Origin of the sequence: Acinetobacter sp. 22323, assembly GCF_052044895.1 — a bacterium.
In the GTDB taxonomy this organism is placed as follows: domain Bacteria; phylum Pseudomonadota; class Gammaproteobacteria; order Pseudomonadales; family Moraxellaceae; genus Acinetobacter; species Acinetobacter schindleri.
In genome coordinates this window covers 196437-214732 of record NZ_JBQEOL010000002.1, presented here as the reverse complement: position 1 = coordinate 214732, position 18296 = coordinate 196437, and the positions used below count along the sequence as shown (strand labels likewise).

The window sequence follows — 18296 nt, the reverse complement described above, 5'->3', positions numbered from 1 at the left end:
ATCAATAGAAGAATTCCCTTACTTACATTTTCATAAAGCTTCTTTATCAATCAGACACGTTGCAAAGAGTAAATTAGAGAGAATCAAAACAAGAAAAAAGGAAACCTCCATGCGATTTAATCACTATCTCAACTTCCAAGGTGAAACTGAAGCCGCTTTTACTTTTTATCGTTCAGTGTTTGGTGGTGAATTTTCTAATTTGAGCCGTTATGGCGATATGCCCGGACAGGAAGGCATTGACCTCTCCGATACGGATAGAAGCCAGATTTTGCATATTTCACTTCCTATCAATGAATATACTGAATTAATGGGATCAGATATTAATGAAAAGCTAGACAGTCCTAGCCCCCCTACTTTTACCAAAGGGACCAATCACTATATTGCAATTATTTTAAGTGCTAGTGAACAAGCCGAAGCTCAACGACTGTTTGAGGCTTTATCTGCCAAGGGTCAAATTGAAATGCCTTTGGAAAAAACTTTTTGGGGCGCACTTTACGGTGCCTGTACCGATCAGTTTGGTGTGCAGTGGATGATTAACTGTCTATTAGAAGAACGTAGTCCAAATTTCTAGAAATAAAAAAGCCTCCATTTGGAGGCTTTTAACTGAAGACGGATTAAGCTCCAGTCTGATAGTTCGGTTTTGGCACAGCTGTGGATGCTTGGTACGGATTGCTAAAGTCATTTAAACCCGCTGCCGCTTCCTGAATATCTTTACCTTCTTTAATCACGAAAGTATCGAAACCCGAACGCTTCATATAGTTCAGTACGTCTTTAAATACATCACCTGTTGCACGCAGCTCGCCCTGAAAACCCTGGCGACGAAGAAGTGCTGCAAATGAATAACCACGGCCATCATTAAAACCGGCAAACTCGATAAAGATTGCATCCAACTGATCAAGTGGAAATTCATTGGTTTCAGGAGAAGCATCTACCGTTAAGTACAGTGCTTTTTTACCCGGAACATTGGCGATTTGTTCTAACTGTTCAACAGTCAGAACCACATCACCTTGTGGCAATACGCCATCTTCACCAATTAACTGATAAGTATTGTCTGCAATCGTGCCATCTTTAGAGAGCACTTGTAGTGCGGTATTAAGCATATGCACGCTCCTTGAATGGTTGGATGCCAACACGACGATAGGTATCGATAAATTCTTCACCTTCCTGACGCAGGTCAAGATAAGTATTCAGGATTTCTTCGATGATATCCGGCACTACGTCAGCAGCAAATGATGGACCAAGAATGTCACCAATCGATGCATCATGGTCTGCATTACCACCTAAAGTAATTTGGTAGAATTCAGCACCTTTTTTGTCTACACCCAAAATACCGATATTACCGACGTGGTGATGACCACAGGCATTCATACAACCTGAAATATTCAGGTCGATTTTGCCAAGGTTATAAATCGTATCCAGATCATCGAAACGACGTGAAATTGCTTCAGAAATCGGAATTGATTTTGCATTTGCCAATGAACAGAAGTCACCGCCCGGGCAGCAAATGATGTCCGTCAAGAAGCCGATGTGAGCGCGTGCCAGATTGTTTTGTTCCAGGATCGTCCACAATTCGAACAGGTCTTTTTGTGGGACATCAACAAGGGCAATATTTTGCTCATGAGTCGTGCGTAATTCACCAAAAGTGTACTTGTCTGCAAGATCTGCAATCAGGTTCATCTCTTCAGTGGTTACATCACCAGGAGCCACACCTGTACGTTTCAGTGAAATCGTAACGATACGATAGCCTTTCACTTTGTGCGCATTGGTATTGATATTGAACCATTGCTTGAATTTCGGATGCGCCGCGAACTGTTCAGAGAAATCTTCATCTGCATAATCTTGATAAGCAAATGGCGTGAAGTTCTCATCCATTTTTGCCAAGGTTTCAGCATCGATTTTCAATGTTTTAATGGTATGTGCAAATTCCGCTTCTACTTTCTCAGCAAATACTTCAGGTGTGAGTGCTTTTACTAAGATTTTGATACGCGCTTTATATTTGTTGTCACGACGACCATGCAAGTTGTATACACGAAGTACAGCTTCAAGGTATGCAATCAGGTCTTCACGTGGAAGGAAGTCACGGATAAAGCTACCAATAATTGGTGTACGGCCTAGACCACCACCGACTTTGATTTTATAGCCCATCTCACCCGCTTCATTTTTTACGATATATACACCGATATCGTGGAATGAAGTTGCTGCACGGTCGATCTCTTCCAGTGCTGAAACAGCGATCTTGAACTTACGTGGCAAGAAAGCAAATTCCGGGTGGAAAGTAGACCATTGACGGATCAATTCACATGTTGGACGCGGATCTGCAATCTCGCCTGCAACGACACCAGCATATTGGTCAGTCGTCGTATTACGGATACAGTTACCTGATGTCTGAATCGCATGCATTTGTACTGATGCCAATTCTTGCAGCATATCTGGCACATTTTCCAGTGCAGGCCAGTTGAACTGGAAGTTTTGACGTGTTGATACGTGTGCATAACCACGGTCGTATTCTTTTGCCAGTTCCGCAATTTTACGTAACTGTTTAGAGTTCATCAGACCATACGGTACTGCTACACGCAGCATTGGCGCATAACGTTGTACATATAGGCCATTTTGAAGGCGGAGCGGACGGTATTCATCTTCCGTCAATTTGCCCGCTAAGTAACGTTCCGTTTGGTCACGGAACTGTGCAACACGTTCATTAATCAGTTGCTGATCGAAATCAGTATATAAATACATGGCGTACAGCTAGTAGTTTCTATTATATCGTCGGCAAGGATAACGAGATTAAAACTATCAATAAAATGCTTTTTATACATATTTCATAGCGATTTTATTGATAAGCCTACCAGAAATTCAGTGATTTAAAGGATTTGTCGAGCAAAACTCCTTTTCAACGAATAATGATTTATTTTTTAAATCTTTAGCATTTATTTTCATATAAAAGCAGCTCACCTCTGCTGATTAATAAATAATCATTAAAAAATCTAAAAACTTACCACTGTTCAGATTCACCTAGTGCCTGTCCCATAAAATCATAGCGTGAGCTAGAACGGGAAAATTTGATTGGACAGGCCAGCTGTGGCTCAGTCTCCTGTTCCCCTGCTTTGACTGGAACATGCACCACCCAGCCCCGCTCTTGTGCCAGTTGTGAAGTTAAGGCTTCATCCAGGTGTAATACCGGCTCCACACACACATCTAAAGTAGCAAATATAGTCTGCCACTCATTCAGAGTTTTACTGCGAATTTTCTCTTGAATTGCTGCTTTCACTTCTTTCTGGTCTTGAGCATCTAAGGATAAACCTTTTTCTAACAGAACTGGTAACTGCAATGCCTGTGCCAAACCCTGCATAAATTGTGGCTCCAAGCTGCCAATAGAAAGATAACGTCCATCTTGAGTTTGGTAATAATCATAAAAAGTGCCGCCATTGAGATGCCCCGATTCCGGTTGGGCATGCACACCTGCTGCCAGACTGGCGGCGGCTGCCATATTATTTAAGGTCACCGCACAATCGGTCATGGAAATATCAATATACTGTCCCATTCCGCTACGCTGGCGCTCAATCACCGCTGCCAGGATAGCGATAATCGCATGCATGGAACCGCCAGCAACATCAGCGACCTGAATACCTAAAGCCGGTGGACCACCCTGAACCCGACCGCTATGTCCGGCAATTCCGGATAAGGCCAAGTAGTTAATATCATGCCCGGCCTTATCTTTATAAGAACCAGTTTGCCCATAGCCAGTAATGGAACAATAAATAAGTCGCGGATTGATTTCAGCCAAGGTGGCGTAATCCAGTCCCAAACGTTGCATTACGCCGGGACGGAACTGTTCAACCACGATGTCATAGTCCGAAATCCTGGTTTTGATCTGTTCGATACAGTCACGATTTTTAAGATCCAGCGTGATAGATTGTTTGTTACGATTCAAATAATTGTGTGCAGTTGCCTGTCCATGTGCGTATGGTGGCACTAATCGCAATAGGTCAGGACGTGTTGGTGATTCAATATGCACAACCTCGGCACCGAGGTCTGCCAAGTACATGGTGGCAAAAGGACCAGGTAAAAGTGTAGAAAAATCGAGGACTTTCAATCCTTTTAATGCATAGGACATTAGAATAATTACTCTATTTATGATGGTTTTTTATGCATATTAGAAACATAAACACACAAAAACAATGTCATGTTCAGCCATTTACCTTGATCATTTCGGCAATTTAATATGTAACAAATGGCAAATCCGATTTTGTAAATTGCCATTGATTTATTATTTGTTGTCAATTAGGTCAAGCATTAGTGAACATCAAAGAGACTGAAGGATTAAACATGAGTCGCGATACGATCAGTATCCATTTCGTTAACGCTGCACTCTACGGCGTGAAGCGTCTCGGCATGGACGTCGATACGTTATTGTCTCATGTTGGTATTGAAGCTGAACTTCTGCATCAGCCTAAGGCCCGTATCTCGCCAGAACAATATACCCGTTTTATTAAAATGCTGTGGATGGTGACACAGGACGAGCATGTCGGCTTTGACAAACAGCCTCGCCGTCTGGGCACATTTGCAATCATGTGTCAGCTGATCATCCATGCTAAAACTTTAGGTGATGCGCTGGAACTTTCTTCCCAGTTCTACAAGCTGTTTGGCGATGACTGGGCGGTGACACTGGAACGTGACAAGCATGAAGCACGTTTAGTCCCTCAAATTCCGAAAGAGATGGACCCGGATCATTTCATCACTGAAAGCATGCTAATGATCTGGCATGGTCTGGCTTCGTGGTTGATTGAACGCCGCCTTCCATTGGAACGTGTACATTTCAGCTATCCACGTCCAAATCATGCGGATGAGTATGACGCATTATTTTTTGCACCCGTGATGCAGTTTGACGCGCCACGTACTGAAATTACTTTTGCAGCGGATTATCTCGATTTACCCATCCGTCAGAATGAAGAAACCTTGGAAGAGTTCCTGAAAGCTGCACCTGCTCAACTGTTGGTAAAATTCAAAAATACCAACTCTCTAACCTCCCGTATTCGTGATGTACTGAAGAGCCAGATCGGCGAAGAAATGCCGACGCTGAATGATGTCGCTTCCATGCTATATCTATCTCCACAAACTTTACGTCGTCGTCTGGCTGCTGAAGGCAAGAGTTATCAAGGCGTTAAAGATGCACTGCGTCGAGATGCTGCCATCCACCTCTTGTTAAATCCAGATTTAACCCTGGAAGATGTCGCGCAGCAAGTTGGTTTTAGTGAAACCAGCACCTTCCATCGTGCTTTCAAAAAATGGACCGGTGTAACACCAGGTTTATATCGCCAATTACATGGTTACCATTAAGCCACATTCTCTTCATATTCAATATTAGCTCTTTTGCTAATCTCAGTTCATGCCCAAGCTCCAGACTTGGGCATTTTTTCGTCTGATCTTTTTCTTGAATCATCGCCATTGACCAGATTGCTCAAATGACCTGGTCCGTTCTCGTCATTGCGCTTAGTTAAAGAATCATTACACTCAAAATGATTAGAACAAATCTTATTCATTCAAAAAAGGGAAATTGTATGAGCGAGGCCTATATCATCGATGCCATTCGCACACCACGTGGCAAGGGAAAAAAGGATGGATCCTTGTATGAAGTCAAACCGATCAGTTTACTCACTACCCTGCTCAATGAACTGAAAGAGCGTCATTCCTTAGATACCTCCAAGGTTGATGACATTGTCTTGGGCTGTGTCACTCCGATTGGTGACCAAGGTGCTGATATTGCCAAAACTGCAGCAATTGCAGCGGGTTGGGATAACGATGTGGCTGGTGTACAGATTAACCGTTTCTGCGCTTCTGGTCTGGAAGCAGTCAATATGGCCGCACAAAAAGTCCGTTCAGGTTGGGAGGATTTAGTGGTTGCGGGTGGAGTCGAATCCATGTCCCGCGTACCGATGGGTTCGGATGGCGGCCCTTGGGCGCTCGATCCTGAAACCAATATGGCTTGTGATTTTATTCCACAAGGCATTGGTGCCGACCTGATCGCGACCATTGATGGTTATAGCCGTGATGATGTAGATAGTTTTGCAGAACAGTCCCAGAAAAAAGCGGCAACAGCTCAGGCCAGTGGTCATTTTGATAAATCGATTGTGCCAGTTAAAGATAAAGCTGGTGTGGTGATTCTGGATAAAGATGAGTTCATTAAACCGAATACGACAATTGAAACACTCAGCAAACTCAACCCAAGCTTTGCCACCATGGGACAGATGGGCTTTGATGCAATTGCCCTGCAAAAATATCCAGAAGTCGGTACAGTCAATCATGTGCACCATGCGGGAAATTCTTCTGGCATCGTGGATGGTGCTGCCTTGGTCCTGCTTGCTTCAGAACAGGCTGTTAAAGAGCAGAACCTGAAACCGCGTGCCAAAGTCTTGTCAACGGCTCTGGTGGGCGCTGATCCAACCATTATGCTCACCGGCCCTGCCCCGGCTGCACGTAAAGCTTTGGCTAAAGCTGGTCTCAGCATTGATGATATTGACCTGTTTGAGGTCAATGAAGCCTTCGCCGCAGTCGTTATGCGCTTTATTAAAGAACTCAACGTTGATCCAGCCAAAGTCAATGTTAACGGTGGCGCCATTGCCATGGGACATCCACTGGGTGCAACCGGTGCCATGATTCTCGGTACTTTGTTAGATGAGCTGGAACGCCAGGGTAAAAAACGTGGATTAGCAACTTTATGCGTCGGTGGCGGCATGGGTATTGCCACTATTATTGAACTGGTTTAAGGAGAGAACCATGAGCGCCATTCAATTTGAAAAAACAGCGGACAATATTGTTGTTCTGACTTTTGACTCTCCAAACCAGTCTGCTAACACCATGAATGCCGACTTTCGCACTGCACTTAGCGAAGTTGTCGATAGGCTTAAAGTAGATGATGAAATTTCCGGAATTATTTTCCGTTCAGCCAAAAAGACTTTTTTCGCTGGCGGTGATCTGGATGAACTGATTCAAGCTACACCAGAACATGCCACTGAATTCTTCAACATGATTGAAGAGATGAAAGTACAGCTGCGCTATATCGAAACCCGTGGTATTCCGGTGGTTGCAGCCTTGAACGGCACCGCTCTTGGCGGTGGCTGGGAAATTGCCCTGTGTGCCCACCACCGGATTGCCTTGAATGATCCAAAAAGCAAATTTGGTTTACCTGAAGTGACTTTAGGTCTGCTACCCGGTGGTGGCGGCATAGTCCGCACTGTTCGTTTGCTGGGTTTGCAAACCGCTCTTCCTTTATTGATGGAAGGTAAGCAGCTCGGTGTAGAAAAAGCTAAAGCATTGGGCTTGATTCATGACACGGCTGATAGCCCTGATGAGCTGCTGGAAAAAGCAGTTGTATGCATTAAAGCCCATCCTAAATCCGTACAACCTTTTGATGAAAAAGGCTACAAGATTCCAGGCGGCTCACCATCCACGCCAGCAGTGGCACAAATGCTGGCAATTGCTCCTGCGATGCTACGTGATAAAACCAAAGCTTGTTATCCAGCACCTGAAGCGATTATGTCTGCAGCAGTTGAAGGTGCGCAGGTCGATGTCGATACAGCCCTCCGTATTGAATCCCGTTATTTCACCTATCTGGCGACCGGTCAGATATCGAAAAACATGATCGGCACCTTCTGGCATGGCATGAACAGTATTAAATCCGGGGTTCATCGCCCAAAAGATTGTGCCAAATGGCAAGCCAAGAAAGTTGGGATTTTGGGTGCAGGGATGATGGGCGCTGGAATTGCTTATGTCACCGCCAGCAGAGGTATTCAGGTCGTTCTAAAAGATATCTCGATCGAAGCTGCTGAAAAAGGCAAAGCCTATAGCCAGAAACTGCTGGACAAGAAAGTCAGTCAAGGTCGACTTACAGCTGGACAGCGCGAACAGATTTTAAATCTGATTCATCCCACTGCAAACACAGAAGATTTGACGGGCTGTGACCTGATCATCGAAGCGGTCTTTGAAAATCAGGAACTGAAAGCTCAGGTGATTCAGGAAGCAGAACAATATCTGGCTGCCGACGGCGTAATGGCATCAAATACTTCGACCTTACCAATTAGCAATCTGGCACAGGCAAGTAAGGATCAAGATAAATTTATCGGTCTGCATTTCTTTAGTCCGGTGGATAAAATGCAGCTGGTAGAAATCATCAGGGGGCAAAATACCTTAGACGAAACCCTCGCCAAAGCTTTTGATTTCGTGCAGCAGATCGGCAAGTTGCCAATCGTCGTGAATGACAGTCGTGGTTTCTTTACTAGCCGTGTCTTTGGTACTTTTGTACAAGAAGGTTTGCGTCTGCTGTCAGAAGGTGTGCATCCAGCACGTATTGAAATGGCTGCTTTAAAAGCTGGTATGCCCGTTGGTCCATTGGCAGTTCAGGATGAAGTGTCCTTAACCCTGACCGAGCATGTTAGCAATGAAACGCGCAAGGTACTTCAGGCAGAAGGTAAAGAACGTCAGGCCTCACCTGCCGATGCAGTCATTCAAACCATGATTCACCAGTTTAATCGCAAAGGAAAGGCAGCTGGCGCGGGCTTTTATGACTATCCTGAAGGTGGGAAAAAACAACTCTGGTCAGGCCTCAGTCACTGGAATAAAAATACCGAGATTTCTGAGCAGGAGATGATTGAACGCTTCCTGTTTGTACAGGCACTGGATACCGTACGTTGCCTGGAAGAAGGCGTGTTGCAGTCAACTGCAGAAGGAAATATTGGCTCGATCTTTGGCATTGGCTTCCCTGCCTGGACCGGTGGTGCAGTGCAGTATTTAAATCAGTATGGACTGGCGAAGGCCTTGGCACGTGCCAATGTACTGGAAAAAAAATATGGTGAACGCTTTAAAGCACCGGCACTGTTAAAAAATAAGGTTTCTGCTGCTGAAACTTTCTAATCTAATTCGCACAGAATAAAGAGGAGCGTTCAGCTCCTCTTTTTATAAGTCTACTGAAAAAATGATCATATTTTACAGTGCAAATCCAGTCTGCTTTTCAGCCAATCTATGTTATAAAGTAACATAGATTCTATATCCTCTTTGGGTTCATACCATGTCTGATCAAAATACTCCTGAAAATTCGCCTTGGGGTTGGAGAGCACTGATTATCTTCTGCATAATTGGTGGTATATTCATGTTTATCTTCTGGTTAGCTGTCAGCAATGAACCGGACTACATGCCAAGCCAGCAGAAGAAACAGGATACCCAGCAACACGCATTTAAAAATGCCCCAACCATGTCAGAAGAAGCCATTGCCAAAGCTCAGGCAGATCGTGAAGCACGTGCAGCAGCTCAACAAGGTACTGAACCGCAATCAACAGCTGCTGAAGAACAGCATATGTCAGCAGATGAACATGCCCATATGGATACCGAACATGGTGCACATGATCATTAAGATCTTACGATAAAAAAAGCGAGGTTCATGCCTCGCTTTTTTATATCTGAAAATGAATCTTTAAAGTTGTAAATACATATCGATATGTGGAATTCCACAGTCTAGATATTCATCACCCTGTAGCTGAAAACCCAAAACCTGATAAAAGCCGATAGCGTGGACTTGAGAGGAAAGTTTGATAAACTGCCGTCCTTCAGCGCATGCATAGTCAATCACTGCCTGCATTAACTGCTGACCGATCTTGAAACCACGCGCTGATTTCAGTACTGCAACACGACCGATACTATTACTTGTTAATAGTCGGGCTGTGGCAACCGGTTGATCATGCAGATAAGCCACAAAATGGGTGCACAGCTTATCTTCTGCATCCCATTCATCTTCCGATGCAATATGCTGTTCCTGAATAAACACAGCTTCGCGAATCAGTCTGGCTGCGGCAGCCAGCTCGGCCCAAGTGCCTGCAACAATTTTTAGCTCAGCATGATTTAGCATTTACAACCAATCCCCTGTTGATCCCATTCATCCTTGAGCAATAATTCAAGGGAGTGTTTCTGAATCCCATACATCTCTTTCAAAGCCTGAATCTGATTCAGCACGTCCTGATCCGGTTCCTGATCGTCCTTGCGCTTCACCGCCAGAATCATTTTGTTTTTACTGGTATGCTCAAGCGCAACAAATTCGAATACTTTAGTTTCATAACCATAGGCTTTCAGCAACAAGGCACGAATAGTATCTGTCAGCATTTCTGCCTGCTGGCCCGCATGAATCCCGAATTGCAGCATTGGACTCAAAACTTTTGGCGCCTGTAACTGTGGGCGTAGTTCCTTGTGACAACATGGGGCACACATGATGATCTGCGCATTCAGACGAATGCCGGTATGAATGGCAAAATCCGTGGCCACATCACAAGCATGTAAGGCAATCATCACATCCAGATGCTCAGGCTCATAGGTGCGCACATCACCCTGGAAGAAATCGAGCTGGTTAAACTGGGATTGGTCTGCCACCTTCTGACAAAACTCGACCATTTTCGGATTCAGTTCTACACCCGTCACCCACGGTGTCTGTCCATGCTTTTGCATATAGTCATACAAGGCACAAGTCAGATAGCCCTTACCTGAACCAAAATCTACTACCTGCAGACCTTCCTGAGAGGCTTTAATCTGCGAAAGCGCATTCGAGAAAATTTCCACAAACTTGTTAATCTGTTTCCACTTGCGCGCCATGCTCGGAATGACCTGACCTTGCTGATCAGTAATGCCGAGATGCTGCAGAAACACACTGTCCTGATCCACATAACGCTGCTTGACCCGGTCATGGCCCTGTTCAGCAGTTTTGGATTTAACGACAGGTTGAGTTTTGCTGCGGGTCAGCATGATTTTTTTCTTGTTTTTTTTCAGCTGCAATTCTTCGGCTGTAGTGATGAGATTGGCCTGCTTGCAACAGGCCAATAATTCAGTGACCTGAGACAAAGCCTCAATTAAAGGATAATTTTTAGTGACGTCCTGGGTTTTATATCTGTACAGACAACTCAGTACTTTTTGCTCATTCAGCCAAATGACGCGTAAGGTCATTTTCTCCAGTTGTTCCAGTTCGCCCTTATACTGACTTAAAATCAGACGATCAAATTGATCTGTTTCAATAGCTTGCTGGAAAGTATCCAGAAATTGCTGTTCTTGAACCGAGAGAGAAGCCAAAATGGACATAAAAGAAACCTGAAATGAATTGCCGTTAAAGTGTAAATGTTCTTACCCTAAAAGCAAAATTGAATTACTATACATTTGTATATTTAAGAAGAATGATAACTATGTCAAATGCACCACTACTCCAGGATTATGATGCTGTCGAAGAGCGCATCAACTACATCAGTCACGGTGTAGGTGCTGCCTTGTCAGTAATTGCCGGTATTTTACTGGTGATTAAAGGCTCTTATCTTAGTACGGGTCAATGGATTGGCTTATGGGTTTATGCACTGAGCATGATTGTACTTTTTTCTGCATCCATGCTGTATCACATGGCCACAACTGCAGACCGACGTTATTTCTATAAAAAAATTGACCATACTGCGATCTATTATCTGATTGCCGGTACTTATACCCCCTTTCTGGCAATTGCCATTCCAACGGCCAAAGCCCAGTATTTGTTGATTGCTTTATGGATCATTGCTGTCCTTGGAACACTATTCAAGTTCATTTTCATTCATCGTTTTCAGAAACTTTCCCTGTTTGCTTATCTCGCAATGGGCTGGCTTGCACTGTTAGTTATTGATGATATGCAAAAATATTTATCAGTACAATCTTTAACCTTTCTCATCATTGGGGGACTTGCTTATACGGTGGGTGCATTGTTTTATGCATTAAAAAGAGTAAGATATACGCACGCTATCTGGCACATTTTTGTATTGATAGGCGCAGGATCACATTTTCTGTCTATCTATCTTTACGTGATTTAATCCTCTCATTCTCCATTTCAGTGACCCTGAGCGAGTTGAATTGAGAAGATTGCAGTTGTTTTTTTAAGAAATTACGCCTTTTTTAAAAAGATTACGCTTTTAAAACTAAGTTCTTTTATTTTTAGTAAGTGTAAGGTCATTCATGGCGTCGTCAAATTCTGCTGCTCAGCCAGCACAAAACTCAAAATTCCGCGTTTTAACAGCGAGTTTAGTAGGCACTACAATCGAGTTCTTCGATTTCTATATTTATGCCACTGCCGCTGTCATTATTTTCCCTTATTTGTTCTTCCCGGCAAGTACAGACCCAATGACCGCAACGATCCAGTCACTTGCGACTTTCGCAATTGCCTTTATTGCGCGTCCGATCGGTGCGGCATTGTTTGGTCACCTCGGCGACAGAATTGGTCGTAAAGCTACTCTGGTCGCTGCCTTGCTGACCATGGGACTGTCTACTGTAGCGATTGGCCTACTGCCAACTTATGCTCAAATTGGTATTGTAGCGCCTTTGCTTTTGGCATTATGCCGTTTAGGTCAGGGCCTTGGTCTGGGTGGTGAATGGTCAGGTGCGGTCTTACTTGCAACTGAAAATGCACCTGAAGGTAAACGTGCCTGGTATGGTATGTTCCCGCAACTGGGTGCACCAATTGGCTTTATCCTGGCAACTGGCTCATTCTTGACGCTCGGTGCATTGATGTCTGAAGCTGACTTCATGGCTTGGGGCTGGCGTATTCCATTCATTTCAAGTGCGCTTCTTGTTATTGTAGGTCTTTGGATTCGTTTAAAACTACATGAAACACCTGCATTCCAGAACGTTTTGGACAAGCAAAAAGAAGTAAACGTACCTTTTGTTCAAGTATTTAAAAAACATTCTAAAATGTTAGTACTGGGTACAATTGCAGCTATCTGTACCTTTGTTGTATTTTACTTAACAACTGTCTTTGCGCTGCAATGGGGTACTAAGCAGCTAGGCTATTCACGTGAAGAATTTCTTCAGTTGCAATTAGTTGCAACGCTATGCTTTGCTGCATTCATTCCATTATCTGCTGTATTCGCAGAAAAGTTCGGTCGTAAAGCGACTTCAATCGGTGTATGTATCGTTTCTGCGATCTTCGGTATCTTCTTTGCCGACATGCTTGAATCAGGCAGTACAGTTATCGTATTCCTGTTCCTGTGTATCGGACTTGCGATCATGGGCTTAACTTATGGCCCAATTGGTACCGTATTGTCTGAAATCTTCCCGACTTCAGTACGTTATACAGGTTCCGCTTTGACCTTCAACTTGGCAGGCATCTTCGGTGCATCTTTTGCGCCTTTAATCGCAACCAAGCTGGCAACACAATATGGTTTATCTGCCGTGGGTTATTACCTGACAGCAGCCTCTATCCTGTCACTGTTGGCATTCCTGCTGATTCGTGAAACCAAGAATGATGATGTAAACAATCAGATCTAATTCTAGGATTACCCTCTAAAAAGCCAGTGTGAATGCACTGGCTTTTTTATTTCCGAAATTTGGTGTGCAACAAAAAACTGCTATTTCTCCTCCTCTATTTACGGAACAATACAGAAACGGATTCATAACGAAAAGGATAAGATATGCAGGATCCAATCGAATATTTGACCGAAGACCAGCTGGTTCATATTGTGGTCTTACTGGAAGAAGATAAGAAAACCGAAGCCATCCAATATATTGTTCAACATACGCCATTAGACCAACAGCAGGCGCTTGAAGTGATTGCCGCGATCGTGATGGAGCATGATGCTGCCTTACAGGTACAGACACAAGGCGCAAGATTTAGTGATGATGTCACCATTAATCCACAGCTGAAGACTGAAGCGCTAACCGACTCTATTGCAGTCTCCATCCCTGCAAGTGCTACACAAGATCATGCTACCCGCCCACCCATTCCAGAGTCGACCCAAGAGTTACAGGAAAAAGTCGCTGAACCGGTCACTGCAAAAAATGGACCGCATCTGATCTGGATCATTGCAGGTATTATTCTTCTGATTCTGCTAATTATCTGGATGGTTGGCTAGATACTGAAATCCGCCAAATCATTTATATCAACTCAATGATATCGATGGTGGGTGGTACACGAAAACGGAAAGGTACACCCACCAGACCTGTTCCGACAGTGACAAATACATCGGCATGTTCATGTCGATATAAGCCGCGCTTATGTCCGAGAATTGACACCCGTTTCATCACATAGTCCGTCAACCACGGTAATTCCACTTGCCCGCCATGCGTATGTCCAGAAAGCATCAATGGCCGGCTTGGCAATTTCGGCACCATGTCTACCGTATCCGGGTTATGTGACAGGATCACCCAGGGCTTATCTTGCGGCAACTCTGGCAAGAACCGCATATCCGCTTTACCCGCCCAGAGATCACCAATACCCACCAGGCGAAATTCATCAAATTCAACAATTTGCCCTTCAATATCTATAACATTATTGCTTACTAGAGCAGTATGTAATAACTCTTGAATGGGCGGTCCCGGGTACTGCTCATCATGGTTACCATTCACAGAATATACCGGTGCCTGAATTTCCTGCAGAATGGCGAGTTCTTGGGTCAGGGTATCTTCCGGTTCATAGGTCCAGTCACCTGCGACCACTACCAAATCAGGCTGCTGCTGATTTAATTTATGTACAATTTGTTTTAGCTGACGTTCATGACCAGAAAATAAACCAATATGCAAATCCGCAATTAAAGCAATACGAACAGGTTGCCGCATTTTTTTATCAGTATTAATCTGATAACGAGTAGTCTTGATCTGGATTAAATGCGGCTCAATAAAACGTGCATAACACAGTACCCCACTGAGCAGACAGATAAATACTGCCTCATGAATGGAATAATATCCATTAAAACCGCCATAAATACTAAAGAAAAATAAAGGAATCAGTAGATAAGATAGATAATAAGCGAGCAGATGGGTAAAGGCTTTAAAGGGATGAATCGTCTGGGTATGTGACTGACTGATCCACGCCTGCGATATACACCACAGCGCCAAAATCGCCATTCCGATATAGAAATATAAGATCACGGAATCGATATTCCCCATAATTTCGCCTTGTCCAGTTCTTTAGTACATTCTCTGCTCTGTATTTATCTTTTCACAGCTGGCAATTATACTCAAACCTAATTTATCACGCTTAGATTCATATGACGAATGCTCCCCGCTCCAAGGCTGACCAGCCCATGGTCACTTCCCGACGTAATACTCCATATAAATCTGCTGTTTTACTGGGTTTGAGCCTTGTTCTGGGGATCCCTGCCTGCAGCACGCTTCCTCCGCAGGTAGAACGACCTTCACATACTGCCTTTGAAACTGATACTTCACAGACTTCCCTGGCTAAAATTGTTCAACCTTTACGTGATCAATATCTAGGTTTGACTGGATATCATGTTCTCTATGATCCACTTGAAGCACTTGCAGCCCGTATGCAACTGATTCATAAGGCCGAGCAGACTTTAGATCTGCAATATTATATTTGGGACAATGACCGGATTGGCGCACTGGCCTTAAATGGCATTATTCAGGCCGCCGACCGTGGAGTAAAGGTCCGCCTCCTGATTGATGACAACAATGCCAAGAAGATGGAAGGCATTTATCTGGCATTGGATCAGCATCAAAATATCGATGTTCGCTTATATAATCCCTATCGCTTCCGCCAGCATCGTGCCATGGATATGGTACTGGATTTGAAACGTATCAATCGTCGTATGCACAACAAGAGCTTTATTGCAGATAATCAGATTGCCTTGATTGGCGGACGTAATATGAGTAATCAGTATTACAATGTAAGTGATGCCTATCAATTTTCCGATGTAGATGTGTTGCTGGTTGGTGCTGCCTCAGATGAGATTATCCATTCCTTTGATGAATACTGGAATGATGACTATGCCTATCCAGTGCGGAATATTGTTAATCCACGTCACCATAGCCTACGCTTTGAAAGCCTTAAACAGCAGCTAAAAGCACATCAGGATGACCCACGAGTACAAAACTACCTCGACTTAGCTAACAGGTCTAAGGCTTTTGATAAATGGCTTGATCATAATATCCAGCTGGATTGGGTTGAAGCAGAAGTAGTCAAAGACCCGCCTACCAAGATCAAGTCCAAGGCAAAAAAAGAAGAACACCTGAATTTCCAGTTGTTACAGCATCTGGAAAAACCTGAACAAAGTGTAGATATTGTCTCTGCTTATTTTGTACCAGAAAAAGAAGGTGCAGAACGGCTCAAAAGTCTGGCTCAAAAAGATATAAAGATTCGAGTACTCACCAATTCTTATAAAGCCAATGACGTTCCTGTTGTGCATGCTTTTTATTCTAAGTACCGTAAAGATTTACTGGAACATGATGTACAGTTGTACGAATTTCTAGCGGCGCCAGATGCAGCAAACCTGAATGCCAATACCAAGGAAATTGCTGACAAGGCTAAAGTGAGCTTGAAAGGTCTGAGTCGTTCCAGTTTACACGCAAAACTGATGGCCTTAGATGAGAAACAGGTATTTATTGGTTCTTTTAACTTTGACCCGCGTTCAGCCTATCTAAATACAGAGATTGGTGTATTACTCAATAGCCCTTCCTTAGCACAAGCTGTGCATAAAACCATGGATCAGAACTTAAGTAAATATGCTTATAAGCTGGTATTAGATGCCAATCAGAATATCAACTGGAAGATCCAGCAACCGAATGGTGAAATTAAAACTTTGACCAAAGAACCGAAAATGAAATGGCATCAAAAAGCCCTATTAAAGTTTGTGTCTTGGCTTCCGCTTGAAGGGTTCATGTAACAACATGGCCCGTCTGGAAAAATAGCTGAACCAAATAATAAAAAACCAGTCGATGCGACTGGTTTTTTATTGAATTTTTTATATTAGGATTTCGCTTTTACTTTATAGCATTCAGCAGCGGTCAGGCTAACTGTACCTCCTGCAAGTTTGGATAATCTCTTAACACTTTCATCAGAAGGATTCTGTTTACCATAAACTTGGCTAAAGCTAGCAAAGCTATTTGCCCATTTTACCGTATTCCCTTCAGAGTCTGTCAAACTGATCGTCGGTTTAGGAGTATTCGTACCGTCACCTGTTACTCTCACATTAAATAAATCAGTCAAATTCACTAATGCTCCCCCTACCACTATGGATTCGGAAGAACCATCAGTTGAGGTCTTGATGGTGGAATTCATACCAATGAGAGCACCGTTCAAATCGCCTAATTCCTCATTAGCGAAAACCATACGAATAGAAAGTGTATTGTCTGTTTTCTTTCTCACAGCTGCAGGTACAAAGGCACGTGAAACGGTTCCAATACGATATTGTTGTACTGTTTCTACCGCATCCGTATCCTCAGAATCCTCGACCAAATAGGTTGTTTGCATTGTAGATGGATTGTATTCAGCACTACATTCATCAACTTTTGCTGTAGCAGGTTTAATATTCGTACGAATATCACCATTTTCATCAATCACAATGCCCAAATTAATTATTCTGTTTGAATCATTTGTTAAGGTAAATTTTAAATTTCCATAAAGCGGGAAAAAATAATTTTCTTGATTTCTTACATTATTTTGAGTCGTGAAAACCCTTCGGTCCAAATGTGTGATTGGATAGATTTTATAAAGATCCATCGTACCAGCAAAATTCAGTGTTCCCCCGGTTTGCTGCCACAGACCTAGCTCACGTTTTTCACTCTCATTTAAGTTATAACTCACACTCTTACCGGTCAAAACCTTATAAAAACGCTCTTTACCAGCAATCATATAATCATTATATAAGCGACCTTGTTCAATCTTGAGTTTCTCGGTAGTAGAGTCACCTACTCTGAATAGATAACCTGGTGTATTGGTAATTTGTTTTGTTTCCGGGTCAATCCATGAATTTTGGGCATCAGCAGTCATTTGTACAGGTTTAATACTACGAATTAAATGAGCATTCAGTCCACCTATCGTGGTGAAATCACCAGGATTCTGGGTTGTGCTTTCTATTTTGCCTTTCCACTGTAAGCCACTGCCGAAAGTCATCCCCTGACGGTCAGTCATCAATATAAAATGACCCAAGATATGTGTCAGGTCAGTATCTGTTAGCGAGCATTCTCGGTTAAGATTACTGCATCCTACTAACCCTTCTGAACGGCTTTGTTGCACAAAGATTTGAAATGCAAAGCGCCCCTAATTGAGCCAAATTTAAGGCGTAACTTGGGTAAGTGGGCGACCTAATTCCGTAAATCTGTTAAGGACTGCTACACGTGCATGGATCTCATTCACTTGGCTACCAAAACTCCTTGCGCTGAGTTTATCTCCTAATAATTTAATGCAGTGCATCTTAGTTTCAACCAAACTTCGCCGATGATAGCCTGACCATTTTTTCCATAGTGTCCTGCCTAAACGTTTAATTGTTCGAAGTAATTCATTTCGCTCTAGCGAGCTACTC

16 protein-coding genes and 1 pseudogene are annotated in these 18296 nt (G+C 43.4%); 9 read left to right on the top strand and 8 right to left on the bottom strand.

Annotated features, from left to right (window positions below):
- The first annotated feature begins 109 nt into the window (after window positions 1-109).
- Window positions 110-571: a VOC family protein gene (locus ACTJIX_RS02260; RefSeq protein ID WP_004891573.1), complete on the top strand. Its 462-nt coding sequence runs from the start codon at window positions 110-112 to the stop codon at window positions 569-571.
- A 43-nt stretch (window positions 572-614) separates the two neighbouring features.
- Here the strand turns inward: ACTJIX_RS02260 and ACTJIX_RS02255 are convergent, their stop codons facing one another.
- The 3 genes from ACTJIX_RS02255 to ACTJIX_RS02245 all read right to left on the bottom strand — a co-directional run bounded on the left by ACTJIX_RS02255 (window position 615) and on the right by ACTJIX_RS02245 (window position 4114).
- Window positions 615-1100: a DUF934 domain-containing protein gene (locus ACTJIX_RS02255; protein ID WP_004814500.1), complete on the bottom strand. Its 486-nt coding sequence runs from the start codon at window positions 1098-1100 to the stop codon at window positions 615-617.
- Window positions 1093-2736: a nitrite/sulfite reductase gene (locus ACTJIX_RS02250; RefSeq protein WP_004891571.1), complete on the bottom strand. Its 1644-nt coding sequence runs from the start codon at window positions 2734-2736 to the stop codon at window positions 1093-1095. Before ACTJIX_RS02250 ends, ACTJIX_RS02255 begins: the two co-directional genes overlap by 8 nt.
- 256 nt (window positions 2737-2992) lie before the next feature.
- Window positions 2993-4114, bottom strand: a complete 1122-nt coding sequence (locus tag ACTJIX_RS02245) for a CaiB/BaiF CoA transferase family protein (RefSeq protein ID WP_004891568.1) — start codon at window positions 4112-4114, stop codon at window positions 2993-2995.
- A 212-nt stretch (window positions 4115-4326) separates the two neighbouring features.
- Between ACTJIX_RS02245 and ACTJIX_RS02240 the strand changes: the two genes are divergently transcribed.
- From ACTJIX_RS02240 to ACTJIX_RS02225, 4 genes are all read left to right on the top strand, one after another.
- Window positions 4327-5337, top strand: coding sequence for an AraC family transcriptional regulator (locus tag ACTJIX_RS02240; protein WP_004814497.1), 1011 nt, complete (start codon window positions 4327-4329; stop codon window positions 5335-5337).
- A gap of 221 nt (window positions 5338-5558) precedes the next feature.
- Complete coding sequence (locus ACTJIX_RS02235) at window positions 5559-6764, top strand: acetyl-CoA C-acetyltransferase (RefSeq protein ID WP_004891565.1); 1206 nt, start codon at window positions 5559-5561, stop codon at window positions 6762-6764.
- A 10-nt stretch (window positions 6765-6774) separates the two neighbouring features.
- The gene (locus tag ACTJIX_RS02230; protein WP_004891563.1) at window positions 6775-8907 is read left to right on the top strand and encodes a 3-hydroxyacyl-CoA dehydrogenase NAD-binding domain-containing protein; all 2133 of its coding nucleotides are present in this window, start codon (window positions 6775-6777) and stop codon (window positions 8905-8907) included.
- Between the two features lie 154 nt (window positions 8908-9061).
- Complete coding sequence (locus ACTJIX_RS02225; protein ID WP_004891561.1) at window positions 9062-9403, top strand: hypothetical protein; 342 nt, start codon at window positions 9062-9064, stop codon at window positions 9401-9403.
- A gap of 60 nt (window positions 9404-9463) precedes the next feature.
- Here ACTJIX_RS02225 and ACTJIX_RS02220 read toward each other — a convergent pair whose 3' ends face one another.
- Complete coding sequence (locus ACTJIX_RS02220) at window positions 9464-9895, bottom strand: GNAT family N-acetyltransferase (RefSeq protein ID WP_004891559.1); 432 nt, start codon at window positions 9893-9895, stop codon at window positions 9464-9466.
- Complete coding sequence (locus tag ACTJIX_RS02215; protein WP_004891558.1) at window positions 9889-11109, bottom strand: class I SAM-dependent methyltransferase; 1221 nt, start codon at window positions 11107-11109, stop codon at window positions 9889-9891. The genes ACTJIX_RS02220 and ACTJIX_RS02215 overlap by 7 nt, the downstream gene beginning before the upstream one ends.
- 101 nt (window positions 11110-11210) lie before the next feature.
- On the opposite strand from ACTJIX_RS02215, the gene trhA reads away from it, so the two are divergent.
- The 3 genes from trhA to ACTJIX_RS02200 all read left to right on the top strand — a co-directional run bounded on the left by trhA (window position 11211) and on the right by ACTJIX_RS02200 (window position 13889).
- On the top strand, window positions 11211-11855 hold the full coding sequence (gene trhA, locus ACTJIX_RS02210; RefSeq protein ID WP_004814489.1) for a PAQR family membrane homeostasis protein TrhA: 645 nt from the start codon (window positions 11211-11213) through the stop codon (window positions 11853-11855).
- A 142-nt stretch (window positions 11856-11997) separates the two neighbouring features.
- A complete protein-coding gene (locus ACTJIX_RS02205) occupies window positions 11998-13305 on the top strand; it encodes an MFS transporter (RefSeq protein WP_004891555.1) in 1308 nt (435 codons plus the stop codon).
- A 143-nt stretch (window positions 13306-13448) separates the two neighbouring features.
- Window positions 13449-13889 (top strand): hypothetical protein, encoded by a 441-nt coding sequence (locus ACTJIX_RS02200; RefSeq protein ID WP_004891552.1) that lies wholly within the window; start codon window positions 13449-13451, stop codon window positions 13887-13889.
- 22 nt (window positions 13890-13911) lie between these two features.
- On the opposite strand, the gene ACTJIX_RS02195 is transcribed toward ACTJIX_RS02200, so the two are convergent.
- Window positions 13912-14922: a metallophosphoesterase gene (locus tag ACTJIX_RS02195; protein ID WP_004891549.1), complete on the bottom strand. Its 1011-nt coding sequence runs from the start codon at window positions 14920-14922 to the stop codon at window positions 13912-13914.
- 101 nt (window positions 14923-15023) lie between these two features.
- On the opposite strand from ACTJIX_RS02195, the gene ACTJIX_RS02190 reads away from it, so the two are divergent.
- A complete protein-coding gene (locus ACTJIX_RS02190; protein WP_372510698.1) occupies window positions 15024-16658 on the top strand; it encodes a phospholipase D family protein in 1635 nt (544 codons plus the stop codon).
- A gap of 83 nt (window positions 16659-16741) precedes the next feature.
- Here the strand turns inward: ACTJIX_RS02190 and filF are convergent, their stop codons facing one another.
- Both filF and ACTJIX_RS02180 read right to left on the bottom strand, forming a co-directional pair.
- The gene (filF, locus tag ACTJIX_RS02185) at window positions 16742-18010 is read right to left on the bottom strand and encodes a putative pilus system protein FilF (protein ID WP_440611126.1); all 1269 of its coding nucleotides are present in this window, start codon (window positions 18008-18010) and stop codon (window positions 16742-16744) included.
- Window positions 18011-18049: 39 nt separating this feature from the next.
- A pseudogene (locus ACTJIX_RS02180) lies at window positions 18050-18296 on the bottom strand (IS5/IS1182 family transposase); the annotation flags it as partial.